Below are 16,842 nucleotides of genomic sequence, written 5' to 3'. Positions count from 1 at the left end.
TTAATCCCCTTTATCTTCCTCCAGGTCGTCATGATCATCGCCACCCAGGCTATAATAGTTATTTTCTTCGTCTTCTTCACCGATGGCTTCGTCGTCATCATCGAGTTCGGCGCCGGGTATATCCAAGCCGTCGTCGAGGGAAGGATCTTCGTCCTCCTTCTTCTTTTTCGACCTGGTTTCCGGGTCTATATCCGACTCTTCTTCCTGCTTGTAGATATCGTCTTTAGGGGAGTATTCCGGTAAGGGAAAGAGTTTGTCCTCCTTTTTCTCCGCCCTGGTTTTTTTCGCCATATATTATTATTTGACCTAAAATTACTGAAATTCCTACTCCCTGACCTTTGTATCCAGGAGGATCGTCACTGGCCCGTCATTCAGCAGCTCCACTTTCATATCCGCCCCGAATATGCCTGTACCGATGGGCTTGCCCAGATCGGCCTCCAGGCGGCGAATGGTCTCTTCATAGAGGGGAATGGCGATGTCCGGCTTGCTGGCCCGGATATAAGAGGGGCGATTCCCTTTTTTCGTGGCTGCGTGGAGCGTGAACTGGCTCACCAGCAGCAGGTCGCCGCCTGTATCTTTCAGGGAAAGGTTCATGACGCCTGCCGCATCATTGAAAATACGGAGATTGACGATCTTACCGCTCAGCCATTCGATGTCTTCCGGACCGTCTGCGTCCTCGATGCCTATCAATACCAGCAGGCCGGCCTCTATGGCAGCCTTCAGGACGCCGTCAATGGTGACGGATGCACGGGTTACCCGTTGTATAACTGTTCGCATTTCAGGATGAAGGTAAGCTCTCCGGGTGGAAATTCAGCACGGGCCGGCCGGCTATGCGGATACGCAATCCTTTTTCATACAATGATACGATGACGGCCCCTGCGACCAGCAGCAACTGGAGGATAATAGCCATCCATTGGACCTGTCTTCCTATATAATAGGAAAGGGGGTGGAAGACGAAGCGGATGACATGCCGTCCCGGTGGTATGGAAAGTCCCCGCAATGCATAGTTGGTGCGAATGATGGGCACTTCACGATCATCTACCCATGCCTTCCAGCCGCGGCCGTAGAAGACCTCACTGAATACGGCGAACCTGGGCTTCTTCGATGTCGACACGTAGGTAATGACATCATTATCGTTGTTCAGCAAGTGAATCTGTGCGGTAGTATCGGGTCCGGGCACGTAGGCGACCTTGTCTTTGTCTGCCGTGAAGACGATGGCCTCCTGTGCCGGCTGGAAATGTGTCAGGGTATCCATGACCGTTTTGGGTGTCCGGAGGAAGCGGATGCTGTCGACGAACCATACCGGGCCCAGGCAATTCGCATTTTGATAAACGAACTCTTTGCCCGTTACGCTGCGCCGGAGGATATACTTTGTATTCAGCATATTGATCACGGGCTGACAGATGGGATAGTTCATCAGCTGGTGGACTATAAGGTCTTCATAAACCCGCAGCTTGGCAGCGTGATAGCCTCCTATTGAATTATGGAAGTAGGCGGTCATTGCCCCATAGCTTAGGGTATTGTTAGCCGTGTCACGGAGATCGAAAACACGATAGTATCCTTTGTCCTGCATAACTTCCTTGTCGCTTTCGGTCGGGATGAAATTTGTCTGGTATTCTTCTTTTTCCTGGTAATTGTCGTAGTTGAGATATTTCAGGTCAATGTCCATGAGGTCCACGAAGCTGAGCAGGCCTATTGAAGCCAGCAGGAATGCGGGCCGGACCTTCCGTTTCAGATACAGTGCGAGGATCAGGGCTGCGGCTGCAACAAAGGAAAGACTGCGCAGAATGCTGTTCAGAAAGAGGGTACGGCGATCCAGGCGGAGGCCTTCCAGGAAGGTGGTGACGTAACCTACCTGGACTTTGCCTTTTGCGGCGGCCTTTTCCAGCAGGCGGATGTCTGAAAGGCCGGTGTAGTTTGATCCGGCGTAGAGGCCGAACAGCACACCAAAGACAGCCAGGGTCAGTAGTAGGCCCCAGCGGTATTTTTGCCAAATCTGTTTGGAATCCCTGCGTACCTGTTCCGGGACAGGCATGGCTGTCCCTGCGTTCCCACGGCTGATTCCCCAGGTATAGATCCGCTGCAAGGTCAGTGTGGCCAGGAGGCAAAGCAGGAAATTGGGGATAACGATGATCATGCTGGGCGCCCTGAATTTGTTATACATGGGAAGATATTTCAACAACCAGCTGTTGAAAGGTTGGAAATAACTACCCCAGCTCATTACGATGGTGACGATAAAAGCGCTCAGAATCCACCATTTATGCTTCTTATCCAGCATGATAAGGCCGGCCAGGGCCAAAAAGCAGATGATGGCACCCGCATAGGGGGGGCCAGCCAGCAGATCGCCCACGCCGCCCCAATAATATCTCGGTCCGTCCTCCCCTACCAACTGTCCCAGCTCGGCGGGCATTTTCTGCAGGGCCTGCACTGCATGGGACTTTTCGGCCGGCAATTGCAGGTCGGTGCTACCACCATAGATATCCGGCACCAGCAGGACGAAGGGTTCCGTCCTGTACATACTGAAATCGAAAGCGGCGGTCTCGCTCAGTCCATTGCTTGTGTAGTTGCTTTGATGGTCCGCCAGCTCGCTGCCTCCCCGAATGGTCTCATGGGAGGAATCATTGGTGGTAAAAAGTACAATGCCGTTGGCCAGCACACCTACCAGGACTGCCCCGATGCATACCAGGGAGGCATGGCGCAACCGGCGGAACTCCTTACCACGGATCCAGCGAATGGCATAGGCGCCAAAGAGGAACATGGCTGCCAGGAATGTGTAATAGACGATCTGCATATGACCTGTCGAGATCATCATCGATGCAAAAAGGGCCATCAAGGCCATTCCCTGCCAATATCTTTTCTCCAGGACCAGGATCATGGAGCCAATCAACCCGGGCAGCATGGCAATACATTGCATTTTTGTATCATGGCCTACGGCTACGATGACGGGATTATAGGTGGCATAGGCATAGGCCAGGCTGCCGATGATGCCGATGAATGGGTTGACCCGAAGTACGCCGGCGAGGAAGTAAAAACAAATGCAGGCCAGGAAGAAGAAACTGGCGGGTTTCTCCAGGTAGAGGGTCAACATCCCATAGAGTACGGAAGAAAGGTGGAGGGACGGGCCGTCCATTGCTATCTGGTAGGCGGGCATACCGCAGAACATGCTGTTGCTCCACAGGGGGAAATGTCCATGTGTCTGCCTGAACTGGAAAGATTGCTGGGCCATTGCCTTCCATTGCAGCAGATCTTCCTGGAAAAGCACCTTGCCCTGGAAGACGGGTTTGCAATAGATCACCGCCACCAGGAGGAATATCAATACCGCCACGCCATGGGGCAGCAGCCTGGTGAACCATTTTTTCCCGGGAAAATGTAATCCGGACACCTGGATGAAGCGGTGTTTGAGCATATTTGAATCGTTTTGCAATTGTCGGACCATATTTAGCGGTAACTTCGGGAGCTTAATTAAAACCAAGTTAATACTATTGGGGATGGATGGCCCATCAAAATAGCATGAAGATCGATATAACCAAAGAAATTATTTTTCAGACGGCCCGGAGCGGGGGTAAAGGCGGCCAGAATGTGAACAAGGTAGAGACGATGGTAGAGGGGTATTTCCTGGTCCGAGCTTCCTCCGTCCTGACGGAGCAGCAAAAAGCCGTGCTTGAACAAAAACTGGCCGGAAAGATCAATTCCGATGGCTTTTTGCAAGTGCGGTCCCAGGTCCATCGGAGCCAATTAGCCAATAAACAGGAAGTTGTCCGCAAAATGCAGGACCTGATCGCACAGGCCTTGAAGAAGGAGAAAAAGCGGATAGCTACCAAGCCCTCGAAGGGTTCTAAGGAAAAAAGGATTGAATCCAAGAAGAAGCAGGGGCAGATCAAGGAAGGCCGGAAAAAGATACAACACTGATCCCAGGCAATTAAAAAATTCCCCCACCCGGTGAGGATGGAGGAGGTTGACCCGTTTTGTTTAATGGTAAATGGTATCTGAACACTACGGAGATGGTTTAGGGGCTGTGCAAATTATCTCTCCAAAACCCCGGGTCCGCCGGGGGATTCGATGCCAAAGTTCCATTATCGGACACAATATGCCTAGCGCAATCCTACGGGAAAATGCACGTAGTTATACTTATTATATTTAGGTGTATATACTTATCTTACCTTCTTGCGGTTAATAGTATTTTGCCGCCTGATCGTTCACTACATAAATCACCCTTTAAATCAGAAATTTCCTTATGAACAAATTCCCAACTTCCTTTACCAGGACGCTCCCGGTAGCTGCGGGCCTTTTAATGATCACCGCTGTCCTGGCCTTGTCAGGGTGTGGCGGAGGTCCTTCCGAGCCCCCTATTAACGAAGACAGTGTGCGGCCGCACGCAATTTCCATTAAAGAGGCGACAGCGCTTTGTTCCATGTTCAGGACCACTACGGATACGCTGAAAGCGAAATGCCCGCTGTTCAAGGATGCCCTGAATATGGGATATGCAGAGGCCTTCAACAGTGACACGTACCGGATCCTGCTCAGGCAAAAGGATTCCACGGGGGCTCTTGCTGCTGGTATCCGCATCTATTACGGCCTGGATGCAAAAGGGGTCATGAAGCTGGTGATGGTACCTTATGACAAGAATGGCAATGATATCCTTCATCACCTGATCAGTACGGATGTCAAGCCTTTACCTGGCGATTCATCGAAGGAAAGGAAGGCTGAATCCCTTACCGCAGATGGCGCCCAGGCCATGGAGCAGGGGAACCTTTGTCCGACGGTCTGCTCACCTACCGGTCCGCTTACGCCTCAATAATTATGAAGCTTCTCTTCACTTACCTACTGAGTCAATCCATTTTAATACCTATTATCATAGGGCTGATACGCTTGCGTCGCCTCAAAGGCTATCAGCCCTTTTTTATCCTGCTGATCATCGGAACGTTGACGGAAACGGCGGGCTATATCACCATCAAGCGCTATGGCACCAATCTTGTGGTCGTCAATATCTATGTAGTGCTGGAATGGATATTCATCGCCTGGCAATTCCATGTCTGGGGCCTATTGCGTCAAAAAAAGTGGCTGTATTATCTTTTGCTTACCGGTCCAATCCTGCTCTGGATTGAAGAGGACCTTGTCCTGGGGAATATCACCCGCATCGAGCCCTACTTCCGGTTCCTCTATTTTCTCCTGATCGTCCTGCTTAGCATCAATAAGATCAATTTTACGATCACACATGAAAGCCGTAATCTTTTGAGAAACCCTCAATTCATTCTCTGCCTAGGGTTTATTATCTATTTCATGTATATGATCGTTTATTTCTGGGCATACTATGCCAGTGTATTTGAAAGGTCGGTTATCACGAGCAATATCATCGGCTTCATGGCCTATGTCAATGTTCTTACCAACATTATCTTCGGCATTGCGCTCTGGATGATCCCTGCGCCGCAGAAATTCACGCTCAGATAGTTTTTGGTCTGGGGTTTGCACAACGTACTTTAGCATCTGATGGAACATAAGATACTTTACAATACCGTTATTTTCTCTATAATCATTGGAGCGATTATCATATATTTCTTTGTTTCCATTATTCGTCACCATCGCCGTTTTGTCCGGTTGCAAAGGGAGAAGATCTTTGCGGAGATCACAATCCGGGAGAACGAGCGAAAACGCATTGCAGGCGATCTCCATGACAGCATGGGTCCTCTTCTGGCTGCAGTAAAGCTCAACATCAGCAATGTCGAGGTGGAGCAGGAGGCTGACAGGGAGGTGCTGGAAAAGACGGCGAAGTACCTGGATGAGATCATTGGCAGCATGCGCAGGATATCCCACGATCTTCTGCCCAATACGTTGGAGAGAAAGGGATTGGTGGAAGCCATCCGCGAATTCATCAACCAGATCAATGTCAAGGCATCCCTCAATATTCAGTTATACGTAGTGAAAGAGATCCAGGTGCCTAAGGAAAAGGAGATCCACATCTTCCGGATGATCCAGGAGATCGTTCATAATACAATCAAGCATGCCCAGGCGCGGAACCTGCAAATAGGCTTCAGCGAAGAGGAGGGGCATCTGCTGTTCCTTGCCAAGGATGACGGTAAAGGGTTTGACAAGGAGAAAGTGCTGGCGGGCGCCCACGGCCTGGGCCTTCGTAGTCTTGAGAGTCGTTGTGAGATACTGAACGGGGTACTTTCGCTGGAGTCGAAGCCGGGGGCAGGGACGAATTATTTTATAAAGATACCGGTGGCGTAGTGGGGGTTTGGCCTGACGGCCAGATTTGCTTAGATTTGGACCCTACCTCTTGCACTGAATGAAAAAGCAAATTTCCCTCGTAATTGCAGACGATCACGAGATCTTTCGGGACGGTCTTGCGCTGATGATCAACAAACAGGAAAATCTATCCCTTGTTGGACAGGCGGGCGACGGTCGTGAACTGATCCAACTGGTAAACGATAAGCAGCCTGATATTGTCATTACGGACATCAAGATGCCTTATATGGACGGTATTGCAGCCACCCGGCTCATGCTGCAACATGATCCCCTGCTGAAGATCATTGCTCTGTCCATGTTTGACGAAGAAGACCTCATTGTGGAAATGCTGGAGGCGGGCGCAAAAGGGTATTTACTAAAGAATGCAGATAAAAAGGAGATACAGGAAGCCATCCTCACCGTGAATGAAGGCAATATATTTTATTGCAAACTTACTTCTGCCCGCCTGGCCTCTCTTATTGTCAAGAGCAAATTCGATCCTCAGAAGAAGAAGTCAAGCGATCTCTTTACTGAGAGGGAAAAGCAGATCATCGAACTCATATGCCTGCAACACACCGCCCAGGAGATCGGCGACCGGCTCTTCCTCAGCAAGCGCACAGTGGAAGGTTATCGCACCCGTATCCTTGAAAAAATGGAGGTGAAGAACACTGCAGGGGTCGTGGTCTTCGCTCTCCGGCACAATCTCATCAGGGAAGAAGATATCCTTTAATGTTTCCTCAGGGTCTTTAATGAATCGAGGGTCTGCTGCTGCTGCCCGGCTGCCGTCCTCTGGAATTCCTGGTTTTTCTTGTTTTGTTCCAGGTCAGCCTGGTATTTAGCCAGCTTTTTCTGCAGGCTTGTCTGGTCATCCAACAGCTTATCCAGTTTTTTGTGGGATTTCTTCATGGCGGCGTCGTCGTTCTTTACGCTGGATTGCATGGCCTGTGTTTCCTTTATCTGGTCTGCCTTATTTTGTTTCAGGTCATCTTCCGTATTCCTGATCTTTTTCTCCAAAGAGCCTTGTTCGTCGTGGAGATTGCCCAGTTTATTCTGTGCTTTTTTGGTATCTCCTTCCTGGGTTTTGATCCTGTCTTCCAGGTCGGCGGCCTCGATGGCGGGCAGCATTTTCTCCATAAAGGCGGCTATTTTGTTCATCATGACAGCGTCCTTGCCTGTTCGGGTGGCGGGGTCTTCCCCTGCCCGGGCAGCCAGCACCGTAACAATGGAATTACTTTTATCCCGACTGCTTTTGCGGTCGACCATAATATGCAGATCGCTCAAGGAAGTGTCGGAATTATCCAGCTTCATGTTCCTATATACTTTATATCCCCGGCTGCTGGCGCCTTTCCAGCCATTGCGGGCCATGTACTCTTTGATGGAAGATTCCACTACATCCGAGGGATAGGGCAGGTCGACCTGGATAGCCGGCTGTACGCTTTTCTGGTAGCTGACCTGCGATTCATAGGTTTTAGGCTGTTGCGCGTGCGCTTGTAGCGTAGCAGTGAAACAAGCTATTATGGTCAAGGTGAACAGCATGCTTTGGGAGAGATAGCGCTTCATGTTCATACGGGGTTGATTTTGCGCAAAGTTACTATCAAAACCATTATGACAGAAAATCAAAAAGGCGCCAGATATAGGACAGTTCGTAGAGGATGAACAGGATGACGAGGGTGGCATGGAACTTCCTGTTAGATACGAACATAGCCACGATGCAGAGGGCAAAGTGTATGGAATTACGAACAGGATATTCCCATGTAGCCTGGAGAAAGTAGTCCTTCCCTTTCAGCCACGTGTCCAGGATGTCAGCTAAAAAGGTGGCGGCCAGCACTGCAAAGAACCATTTTTTCCGGGAATAGAAATATTCGGACCATTGGTTGTCATAATCCTTTACGTCATCCGGAAAAAGGAGGGCGCAGAGGGTGAAGTACATGGTGATGAAGAGGATGATAAAAAAATAGACCTGGAAGCTCCAGCCGGATATATCTTTCAGCCTATATTCCCACCACCAGAAATGGATCAGCAAAAGAAAGATATACAGGGCCCAGGCCAGGTGAATCCAGTAGGGTTTGGTCCTTCCCGGGTGCTGGATCAGCTTTACAGTTCCCTGCAGCAGCTTGGCAATACTCAGGCCCAGGATAATGCCGATGACCGACTTGATGTGCGCGAAGATATCCATGGCTTTTCTCCTTATGGTCTAATATACGGTATTTTGAAAATTAAGCGTTAATATGCACGTAACGGGATATTTTTGTCCATCAGAAACAAACAACCGCCTTTTTGAGCAGCATAAAAAAATTAGCCGGGCAGACAATGTGGTATGGAGTAAGCTCCATTTTCGCAAGATTCCTCAACTATCTGCTGACCCCTTACCTTACGTTGATGTTCACGGGGACCACTGATTTCGGGAAGATGAGCCTGGTCTATTCCCTGATCCCTTTCCTGAATGTGGCGGTGGTGTTTGCCCTGGATACGGCCTATTTCCGATATATACAGCAAAAGGAAGGGCAAGCCCACCTGTATGATACGCTGCTGTACAGTCTTTTCCTCAATACCCTGCTGATCACGGGCATTTTGCTGCTTTTCCGGCAACCTATTGCCGCCTTCATTCACCTGGAGAACCGCCCGGAATATATCACTTTCACGGCCTGCATCATCGGTCTGGAAGCGCTGTCGGCCCTGCCTTTCGCCAAGCTACGTCACGAAGGACGGCCCAAGAGATTTGCTTTTATCCGGGTGACCGGCATCCTGTTAAACATCTTTTTTACCTTTTTCTTTCTTTCTCTGTGTCCCAAGCTGGCGAAAACGCATCCCAATGGTATCTGGCGGCTCATCTACAGCCCGGGCTTTGGGGTAGGGTATGTGCTGCTGGCCAATCTCATTTCCTCGGCATTTCAATTCCTGGCGTTGTCGGGTCAATTCCTGCAATTCCGGTGGAAGTTTGATAAAAAGTTATGGATAGACGTCATGATCTATGCGTTGCCCCTGACCATCGCCGGATTCGGAGGAATGATCAACGAGACCTTCGACCGGATCATGCTGGCCCGGCGGCTGGACATCTCAAGAGCCGACCTCGATGTGGGCATTTATTCAGCCTGCTATAAGCTGTCTTTACTGATCTCCCTCTTCGTACAGGCATTCCGGATGGGTGCGGAACCCTTCTTTTTCCGGCAGGCAACGGAGGGCGATGCCCCCCGCACCTATGCCCGGGTCATGAAATTCTTCGTCATCACCATTTGCCTGATGTTCCTGGTGGTCGCGCTGTACCTGGACATCTGGAAACAGTTCATCCGGGACAAGACCATGTGGAAGGGACTTGGGGTTGTACCCATCCTCCTTTTTGCTAATATGTTCCTGGGGATCTATTACAATCTTTCCATCTGGTATAAGCTGTCGCGCAATACCCGGGCGGGGGCTTATATTACGCTGATCGGAGCGGCTATCACCCTGGTGATAAACTACATTTTCATTCCCCGGTTCAGTTACTGGGCTTCGGCCTGGGCGACTTTTTTATGCTATGGCTCCATGATGGTCATTTCTTTTAACTGGGGGCAGAAGGCCTACCGGGTACCTTATGCCTGGAAGAAGCTGGTGGCTTATATGGTCATTGTGGCGCTGCTGTTCTTTATTCATTACGGCATCACCCGGATCTGGAACAACCAGGCCTTCAGTCTTATTCTGGCCACCTTGCTGACCGGGGGTTATGCCTTCTTCATCCTGCGGGTGGAGCGGAAGGAGTTCCGGAGGCTACCTGTTGTGGGGAAATATCTTTAGCTACAAGCTGCAAGTTGGCTTGTCCAGGCATGAAAGACTTATTAGTTCCTGGCTTGCAGCTTGTAGCTTGAGGCTTGTCGCTTTATTTAAGGAATGGGTTGTACGCTTTTTCCCAGCCGATGGTCGTCTCTTCCCCGTGCCCCGGGTAGACGATGGTGTCGTCGGGCAAGGAGAATAACTGCTCTCTTATGCTGCGGAGCAAGGTGGCGTGGTCTCCACCCGGCAGATCCGTCCGGCCGATGCTCCCACGGAAAAGTGTGTCTCCCGCGATCAGAAAACCCTGAGCGGCGCAGTAGAAGCCCACGCTACCCGGCGAATGGCCCGGCAGGAACAGGATTTCCAGCTCATCGTCCCCCCATTTCACTTTCTCTCCCGGCTTCAGCAGCACCAGCGGTCCGCGGTAGTTCTCGAAGGGCATGTCCCAGATACGTCCTGCAGCCGGAGCATATTCCAACACCGGTCTTTCCTTTTCGTGGAGGTGTAAGGGCAAGTCCCATGTGTCATAGACGAACTTGTTACCAAAGACGTGATCCAGGTGACAATGCGTATTTAATAAAATTTTGGGTGTTAGGCCCTGCTGTTCAATATATTCCTGTAAGTTCACCCGTTCGTTACCGAAATAACAGCCAGGATCGATGATGCAGCAGGCATCCTTTTGGTCCAATAGCACGTATGTGTTTTCTTGCAGAGGGTTGAAAACAAAGGTTTTTACTGTCAGCATACGTTCCTTTTTTAGTTGCGCTCCGTCCCATATAAAACCGGCAAAATCAATTTCACCGGTAATAGGGATTGTTATAACTTTAAAACTCTAAAGAATGGGTATGAAAGATCCTAAAGATCCTCAGATTACGTTGAAGTCGCACTATTTTTTTTTCGTTTTACTGGGGATTTTCTTCTTTGCCGGGGGTGCTTCTGCCCAGGTCAATACTGTAGAGTTTGGTAAGAACAGGCTACAATTCAAAAAGTTCAAATGGAAATATTACCAAACCCAAAATTTTAATACTTATTTCAGCGAGGGTGGGCAGGATCTGGGCAAATTTGTCTGCCAGCTGGCCGAAAAAGAGCTTCCCGGTCTTGAGCAATTCGTAGAATACGGACTCCAGCGCCGGGCCAATATCGTCATTTACAACACCTATAATGACATGCAGCAGTCCAATATCGGGCTGAGCATGGACTGGCAGACCACGGGGGGCATCACCAAGCTGGTGAACAATAAGATGGTGATCTATTACGACGGCGATCACAACCATCTCCGTGTTCAGATCCGGCAAGGCATTGCCCGTATCCTGCTGGAGAACATCCTTTTTGGGGACGACCTGGGGGAGTTTGCCACGAACCAGGCTTTGCTGGACCTTCCCCAGTGGCTAACGGACGGCTACATTGACTATGCGGGGGAGACCTGGAGCACCACGTTGGATGACCAGCTGAAATCGGCCATTCTTTCCGGGAGATATAAGAACTTTTATCAGTTTGCATTTGAAAAGCCGTTGCTGGCGGGGCATGCTTTCTGGTATTATATGGCCACCAAGTACAAGAAGGAGAACGTCACCTATTTCCTATATCTGGCACGGGTGTACCGCAATCTCAACAATGCCTCCCAGCGCATCTGTAAAAAGAAGTTCAAGGAAGTGCTGAAAGACTTTATGGCGGAACAAGAGGATGTATTCGACAAGGATATCCGGGGGCGCCGCAATTTCCCCAAGGGCACTGTTGCGGTGGTAGAGGACGTCAACGATCATAAGGATTTTTTCCACTTCTCCCCCAACCCTGCTCCCCGCAGCCAGACGTATGCCGTGGTAGAGTTCAAACATGGCAGATATTCGGTTGTGCTGCATGAGAATTTCATCAATAAGAAGATATTGCTTAGGAACGGGGTCCGTTCCGATGCCGAGCAGCTGGATCCGCACTATCCCCTGATCGCCTGGGACAATAAGGGCACCCGGCTGGCCTGTGTCTATTGGGACAGGGGGAAGGTGAAACTTTTCGTCTATGACGTCGTGTCCAAATACAAGCGTGTCGTGCAGGACCTGTCGGACTTCCAGCAGGTGCAGGACATGAAATATATGCTCGACAACAATACATTGCTGATGAGCGCCAGCCGTAATGGCCAGTCGGATATCTTTGTCTATAAGATAGATAAGGATGAGTACAGGCAGATCACCAATGATGTGTATGACGACCTGGATGCCACTTTTGTGACCTTTCCTAATAAGACGGGCATCATCTATTCTTCCAACCGGCCCTCCGGAATGGCCAGGAGCGCGGATACGGTCCTGCCTTCCAACTATCATTACAATGTGTTTTTGGTGGATAACTGGAATGATATGGAGGGCAAGCAGATCTCCCAGCTGACGTACCTGAAATATGGCAATGCCCGCTACCCGACGCAGTACAATGTCAACCACTTCACCTTTATCAGCGATGAGAACGGGATCAACAATCGTTATGCGGGCTTTTTTACGACCAAAAGGGCCGGCATTGATACGGTCTATAAGATCGGAGACGAGCTGCTGCACAATCCCGATCCTAAAGATGTGGATTCTGTGCTGAAGTCCCAGAACAAGGAACAGCCCGATACCGTGTATTCATTTGCCATTACCAGCGATTCCTCTTATATTTTCCCCATCACCAATTACCAGAGCGGTCTTTCAGAGACCAAGATCGCGGGCGATGTCGGACAGGTGACCGAGGTAAGGCAGGAAGGCGACCAAAAATACCTGTATAAACTGAAGGTGGATGAGGCTGCCTTGAAAAAGCGCAACGTGATAGCGCGGATGACGGACTACCGGAAAAGGACGGTCACGGAAGCCCAGGTACAGGGGGCGAACATACTCGCACCCAGGGCCCGAACTGCCCGTCCGGACACGTCCCGGCGTGCGAATGACTTTTTTGAAAGCGAGTTCGACAAGGACAAACGGGACACCAGCGCCAACAACCGCCGTCCCACTGCCGTCAGCAATGACGCCAACCCTTTTTCCACCCGCCCGGAGCCCAGGGAAGAGCCTCTTTTAAAGAAAGCGAAGCTATTCGATTATAAGCTGAAGTTCTCGGTTGACAATTTCTCTGCCGGATTTAATAACGACGTCCTCATTACGCGTTATCAGCCATTCACCGGCAGTCTGCCTATCAATCTCAGCGGTACCGACCAGTTCAACGGTATGTTGAAAGCCTCTATATTCGATCTTTTCGAGGACATCCGGTTCACCGGGGCCATGCGCCTGCCTTTCTTCGGCAGCGGTTCCGGGGCGGGTGCCTTCGCCGGGCAGGGGGGACGTAGTTTCGTACCTACCAGCTCTTCTTTCTTTGACGGCAGCGGGGAGTGGTTTGCCCGGGTGGACTACCTGAAAAAGCTATTCGATTTCTCCCTGTTGTATTACCGGGAGACGCAGGTAGGCGCATATGTCGATACCCCCCTGGCCATAAGAATAGGGGGCATGGCAGATGGAGGATACGATGCCAAGTCCTATACCAATCTCTGGCAAGCTATTATCAAGTACCCGTTTGATAAAGTAAAAAGCCTGCGTCTTTCCGTGGGACTGCGTACGGATAAAGTCCAGCTTCGCCCTTATGGCCCCGCAATAGCGCCTTACTCCATTGACTCCGCAATATTGGAGCTGCCGGCACAAAACAAACAGACCTATGGCCTGCTGCGTTTGGAATATGTATATGACAATGCCCTGATGAAGGCTACGAATATCTACAATGGCATACGAGCCAAGGCATATATGGACTGGAACATGCAACTGAACACCACACCCGGGGCGGGAGAAGGCAAGTACATGTATAACTTTGGGTTCGACGCAAGGCATTACCTACCTATTTATCGCAACTTTATCTGGGCGGTGCGGTTCGCGGGCGACTTCTCCTGGGGCAACCGGAAAGTGGTGTACTACCTGGGCGGCACCGATGGCTGGCTGTTCCCAAAAGCAAACAATCAGCCGCAGCCAGCACCTGACGCCACTTATGCATTCCAGTCGTTGGCGGTGAACCTGCGGGGTTTCAAACAGAATGTCGCCAACGGCAATAATGCCCTGGTCCTGAACAGTGAGCTGCGGCTGCCTGTGTTCGCAACGCTCTTCAACAAGCCTATCAATAACGCTTTCTTACGTAATTTTCAGCTCGTACAGTTCTTCGACCTGGGTTCGGCCTGGAATGGGGCTTATGGAGGGCTCTCCCGCCCTACCCTCGAAATACCCAGCGGTGATCCGGTGCCGCCGGCAGCCCTGAATGTGAGGCTGAAAGCAGGCGGTATCGGGCCCTTTGCTGGAGGATATGGCTTTGGGGCACGCAGCACCTTACTGGGATATTTCCTCCGATTTGACGCCGGGTGGCAGATGAACACCTTTTTTGGCGGCAAGCCAGTGATGAACGTATCGATGGGCGTAGACTTCTGATCACTCGCTCCGCAGGCTTTCCGCCGGATTTGACAGGGCGGCTGTCAATGCCTGATAGCTCACTGTCACCAGGGTGATGAAGGTGGCGACCAGTCCTGCCGTCGCAAAGATCCACCAGGCAAATTCCGTGTGGTAGGTGTAATGCTGCAGCCAGCCATGCATGCAATAGTAAGCGACCGGTCCGGCAATGAAGAGGGAGATGATCACGAGTAGGATGAATTCTTTCGACAGCAAGTACCACACACTATATACAGATGCTCCCAGGATCTTTCGTATGCCTATTTCCTTTATACGTTGTTCTGCCATAAAGGAGGCCATGCCAAACAACCCCATGCAGCTGATGAAGATGGCCAGGGAAGTGAACACGAGCGAGAGTCGGCCTGTCTGTTCCTCCTCCCCGAACTTATTCGCATATTCTTCATCTACAAATTTGTAATCGAAAGGCGCTGAAGGTACGTACTGCTGTAAGATAGCCTGGATCTTACCGAGCGATGCTTTCATCTGCGATCCGGGCTTCATCCTGATCAGGATGAAATTTGCCTCTGCCTCTGCACCCAGGTAGTATATGGCAGGCTTCACCTGTTCATAAGGTGATTCCATCAGCATATTATTGATCACACCGATGACACGGTAGATATGGTGGTCCCAAGTGATGGACTCTCCTACCGGGTGTTGCAGGCCCATAAATTTGACGGCGGCCTGGTTTAGTATCAGCCCGGAAGAATCCGTAGGCAAGCCTCTTGAAAAGTCACGTCCTTCGGTGAATTGCCACCCCAGGGTTTTGCCGTAGCCATGCGTTACTGCAATGGTCCCGAACTCAGCCTGGGTCGCAGGATCTTTTCCCCGCCATTCAAATCCTCCATTGCTTCTCCATACCCAGGTCGCGGGACTGGATGATTCGGCCATTTCCACTACGGCGTCTGTTTGCAGCAACGCCTTGCGAAGCATCTCCTGCTTGCCAAAAAAGTCTGCCGTATTCATTTGTAGCGAGATCAATCCATCTTTATTATACCCCACCGGACGATCTTTCACAAATTGCACCTGACGGTAAACGATAACAGTACCGATGATCAAAGCAACAGAAACAGTGAATTGCAGCACTACCAATGCCTTGCGGGGCAAGGCCGCCCAGGGGCCGGACCTGAATAAGCCTTTCAGCACTTTCACCGGCCTGAAAGAGGACAGGTAGAGGGCCGGATAAAGTCCGGCCACGATGCCCGTAAGTGTCGTGCATACAAGGCCATAAGTCCAGAACCAGGCATTGCGCCATGGCAGGAAAATCTCCTTATGCGTGAGATCGTTGAAAAAAGGCAGGATAACATCTGTCAGGACCAATGCCAGCACAAAAGCAAAAAACGCAGCCAGCAAGGACTCACCAAAGAACTGGGCAACGAGCTGGGCCCTGGAAGAGCCTATTGCTTTCCGGATGCCTACTTCTTTGGCCCTGCGTTCCGACCGGGCGGTGCTCAGGTTCATAAAATTCACGCAGGCCAGCAGCAGTACGAAACATCCGATGACCCCGAATAGCCAAACCAATTGGATGCGTCCGCCGGTGTTTACTCCGTTGCTGAATTCGGAGTACAAGTGCCACCGGGCCATCGGATGAAGGAACAATACTGGTTTATAGACTGCCAGGTCTTTGGCGTTTTTGACCTTATCTAATTTGACATTCCTGATCCGGGCAGACACCTGGTCGATGTTTATGTTGTCCGCCAACTGGACGAAGATCTCGATGGCATCCCACCCCCAACTCGTCTCAACCATTGCCACTTCGGGATCCATCGACCGGAACAATTGCCAGGAAGATATGAACTGCAGATGAAAGAACTGGCTGTTGGAAGGCAGGTCCTCATAAACGCCCGTCACTTTTGCGTTTGCCTTGTTATCGATCCGGACGGTCCTGTTCAAGGCCTCCTCATTGCCAAATAGTGCTCTTGCCGTCGAGGCGGAGATCAGTATGGAAGCAGGGTCGTTGAGTCCTGCTCTTGTACCTTCGCGCATTTTCAGCGAAAGGATCTCGGGGCCTTCCGGCTCCATGAATTTTCCTTTCTCCGTGAATTTTCTGTCACCGGAAGAAAGGATGTGATCGCGGGTCCATTGAGAAAGGGCAACACGGCGGAAGGCATCTTTATAGTTATTGCGCAGTTCGGCCGCGATGGGTAGCGGCACGCTGTAAGATGTGGAAACCTGCCCGTTGAGGGTAGTAGTCTGCATCACCCGGGCCACCTGGGAATAATGTTCGTTGGACTTGTCGTAGGACGCCTCATCCATTATCCACAGTGCAGTGAGCAGCGCTACCGCCATTCCTATGGATAGTCCCGTAATATTGATGAAAGAGTGGATCCTGGTCTTAAAGAGGTTGCGCCAGGCAGTCCTGAGGATATTCTTAAGCATGTATTGTCGCTGCCAAAAACATACCTAATTTATATATTCCTGATTTACAACAATTTGG

14 protein-coding genes are annotated in these 16,842 nt (G+C 50.6%); 7 read left to right on the top strand and 7 right to left on the bottom strand.

The genetic code is table 11. The annotated features are described in order from the left end of the window. Genes Q4E93_RS25165 through Q4E93_RS25155 form a run of 3 tightly spaced genes read right to left on the bottom strand, consistent with a single transcriptional unit; the run spans nt 1 to nt 3,406 of the window. Complete coding sequence (locus Q4E93_RS25165) at nt 1-291, bottom strand: hypothetical protein (protein ID WP_303590061.1); 291 nt, start codon at nt 289-291, stop codon at nt 1-3. Nucleotides 292-324: 33 nt separating this feature from the next. Then, nucleotides 325-777: a D-aminoacyl-tRNA deacylase gene (gene dtd / locus Q4E93_RS25160; RefSeq protein WP_303590059.1), complete on the bottom strand. Its 453-nt coding sequence runs from the start codon at nt 775-777 to the stop codon at nt 325-327. A gap of 1 nt (nt 778) precedes the next feature. After that, a complete protein-coding gene (locus Q4E93_RS25155; RefSeq protein ID WP_303590057.1) occupies nt 779-3,406 on the bottom strand; it encodes a glycosyltransferase family protein in 2,628 nt (875 codons plus the stop codon). A 104-nt stretch (nt 3,407-3,510) separates the two neighbouring features. Between Q4E93_RS25155 and arfB the strand changes: the two genes are divergently transcribed. From arfB to Q4E93_RS25130, 5 genes are all read left to right on the top strand, one after another. Continuing rightward, nucleotides 3,511-3,909 (top strand): alternative ribosome rescue aminoacyl-tRNA hydrolase ArfB, encoded by a 399-nt coding sequence (gene arfB / locus Q4E93_RS25150; RefSeq protein WP_303590055.1) that lies wholly within the window; start codon nt 3,511-3,513, stop codon nt 3,907-3,909. Nucleotides 3,910-4,234: 325 nt separating this feature from the next. Then, complete coding sequence (locus tag Q4E93_RS25145) at nt 4,235-4,798, top strand: hypothetical protein (RefSeq protein ID WP_303590053.1); 564 nt, start codon at nt 4,235-4,237, stop codon at nt 4,796-4,798. A gap of 2 nt (nt 4,799-4,800) precedes the next feature. Beyond that, nucleotides 4,801-5,448 (top strand): hypothetical protein, encoded by a 648-nt coding sequence (locus Q4E93_RS25140; RefSeq protein WP_303590051.1) that lies wholly within the window; start codon nt 4,801-4,803, stop codon nt 5,446-5,448. 39 nt (nt 5,449-5,487) lie between these two features. Then, a complete protein-coding gene (locus tag Q4E93_RS25135; protein WP_303590049.1) occupies nt 5,488-6,228 on the top strand; it encodes a sensor histidine kinase in 741 nt (246 codons plus the stop codon). A 58-nt stretch (nt 6,229-6,286) separates the two neighbouring features. Beyond that, nucleotides 6,287-6,955 carry a response regulator transcription factor gene (locus Q4E93_RS25130; RefSeq protein ID WP_303590047.1) on the top strand — a complete coding sequence of 223 codons (669 nt, stop codon included), beginning with the start codon at nt 6,287-6,289 and terminating at the stop codon, nt 6,953-6,955. On the opposite strand, the gene Q4E93_RS25125 is transcribed toward Q4E93_RS25130, so the two are convergent. After that, complete coding sequence (locus Q4E93_RS25125; protein WP_303590046.1) at nt 6,952-7,791, bottom strand: coiled-coil domain-containing protein; 840 nt, start codon at nt 7,789-7,791, stop codon at nt 6,952-6,954. The genes Q4E93_RS25130 and Q4E93_RS25125 overlap by 4 nt on opposite strands. Nucleotides 7,792-7,828: 37 nt before the next feature. Next, nucleotides 7,829-8,401 (bottom strand): hypothetical protein, encoded by a 573-nt coding sequence (locus Q4E93_RS25120; protein ID WP_303590044.1) that lies wholly within the window; start codon nt 8,399-8,401, stop codon nt 7,829-7,831. Nucleotides 8,402-8,535: 134 nt separating this feature from the next. Between Q4E93_RS25120 and Q4E93_RS25115 the strand changes: the two genes are divergently transcribed. Then, nucleotides 8,536-9,996, top strand: coding sequence for an oligosaccharide flippase family protein (locus Q4E93_RS25115; protein WP_303590042.1), 1,461 nt, complete (start codon nt 8,536-8,538; stop codon nt 9,994-9,996). Between the two features lie 82 nt (nt 9,997-10,078). Here the strand turns inward: Q4E93_RS25115 and Q4E93_RS25110 are convergent, their stop codons facing one another. After that, nucleotides 10,079-10,717 (bottom strand): MBL fold metallo-hydrolase, encoded by a 639-nt coding sequence (locus Q4E93_RS25110; RefSeq protein WP_303590040.1) that lies wholly within the window; start codon nt 10,715-10,717, stop codon nt 10,079-10,081. Nucleotides 10,718-10,817: 100 nt separating this feature from the next. Between Q4E93_RS25110 and Q4E93_RS25105 the strand changes: the two genes are divergently transcribed. Beyond that, nucleotides 10,818-14,390 (top strand): hypothetical protein, encoded by a 3,573-nt coding sequence (locus tag Q4E93_RS25105; protein ID WP_303590038.1) that lies wholly within the window; start codon nt 10,818-10,820, stop codon nt 14,388-14,390. On the opposite strand, the gene Q4E93_RS25100 is transcribed toward Q4E93_RS25105, so the two are convergent. After that, the gene (locus tag Q4E93_RS25100) at nt 14,391-16,784 is read right to left on the bottom strand and encodes an ABC transporter permease (protein ID WP_303590036.1); all 2,394 of its coding nucleotides are present in this window, start codon (nt 16,782-16,784) and stop codon (nt 14,391-14,393) included. It lies immediately after the preceding gene. Between the last annotated feature and the right edge of the window lie 58 nt (nt 16,785-16,842).

The sequence above is a fragment of the Flavitalea plasmicola genome, assembly GCF_030546645.1.
GTDB lineage: Bacteria > Bacteroidota > Bacteroidia > Chitinophagales > Chitinophagaceae > Puia.
The sequence above is the reverse complement of the archived record's forward strand: the minus strand, read 5'-3'. Positions and strand labels throughout refer to the sequence as shown.

Coding starts and splice junctions, on each gene's coding strand:
- dtd (WP_303590059.1), bottom strand. CDS start 777: ATGCGAACAGTTATACAACGGGTAACCCGTGCATCCGTCACCATTGAC.
- Q4E93_RS25130 (WP_303590047.1), top strand. CDS start 6,287: ATGAAAAAGCAAATTTCCCTCGTAATTGCAGACGATCACGAGATCTTT.
- Q4E93_RS25155 (WP_303590057.1), bottom strand. CDS start 3,406: ATGCTCAAACACCGCTTCATCCAGGTGTCCGGATTACATTTTCCCGGG.
- Q4E93_RS25110 (WP_303590040.1), bottom strand. CDS start 10,717: ATGCTGACAGTAAAAACCTTTGTTTTCAACCCTCTGCAAGAAAACACA.
- Q4E93_RS25120 (WP_303590044.1), bottom strand. CDS start 8,401: ATGGATATCTTCGCGCACATCAAGTCGGTCATCGGCATTATCCTGGGC.
- Q4E93_RS25125 (WP_303590046.1), bottom strand. CDS start 7,791: ATGAACATGAAGCGCTATCTCTCCCAAAGCATGCTGTTCACCTTGACC.
- Q4E93_RS25135 (WP_303590049.1), top strand. CDS start 5,488: ATGGAACATAAGATACTTTACAATACCGTTATTTTCTCTATAATCATT.
- Q4E93_RS25140 (WP_303590051.1), top strand. CDS start 4,801: ATGAAGCTTCTCTTCACTTACCTACTGAGTCAATCCATTTTAATACCT.
- Q4E93_RS25145 (WP_303590053.1), top strand. CDS start 4,235: ATGAACAAATTCCCAACTTCCTTTACCAGGACGCTCCCGGTAGCTGCG.
- Q4E93_RS25105 (WP_303590038.1), top strand. CDS start 10,818: ATGAAAGATCCTAAAGATCCTCAGATTACGTTGAAGTCGCACTATTTT.
- arfB (WP_303590055.1), top strand. CDS start 3,511: ATGAAGATCGATATAACCAAAGAAATTATTTTTCAGACGGCCCGGAGC.
- Q4E93_RS25100 (WP_303590036.1), bottom strand. CDS start 16,784: ATGCTTAAGAATATCCTCAGGACTGCCTGGCGCAACCTCTTTAAGACC.
- Q4E93_RS25115 (WP_303590042.1), top strand. CDS start 8,536: ATGTGGTATGGAGTAAGCTCCATTTTCGCAAGATTCCTCAACTATCTG.
- Q4E93_RS25165 (WP_303590061.1), bottom strand. CDS start 291: ATGGCGAAAAAAACCAGGGCGGAGAAAAAGGAGGACAAACTCTTTCCC.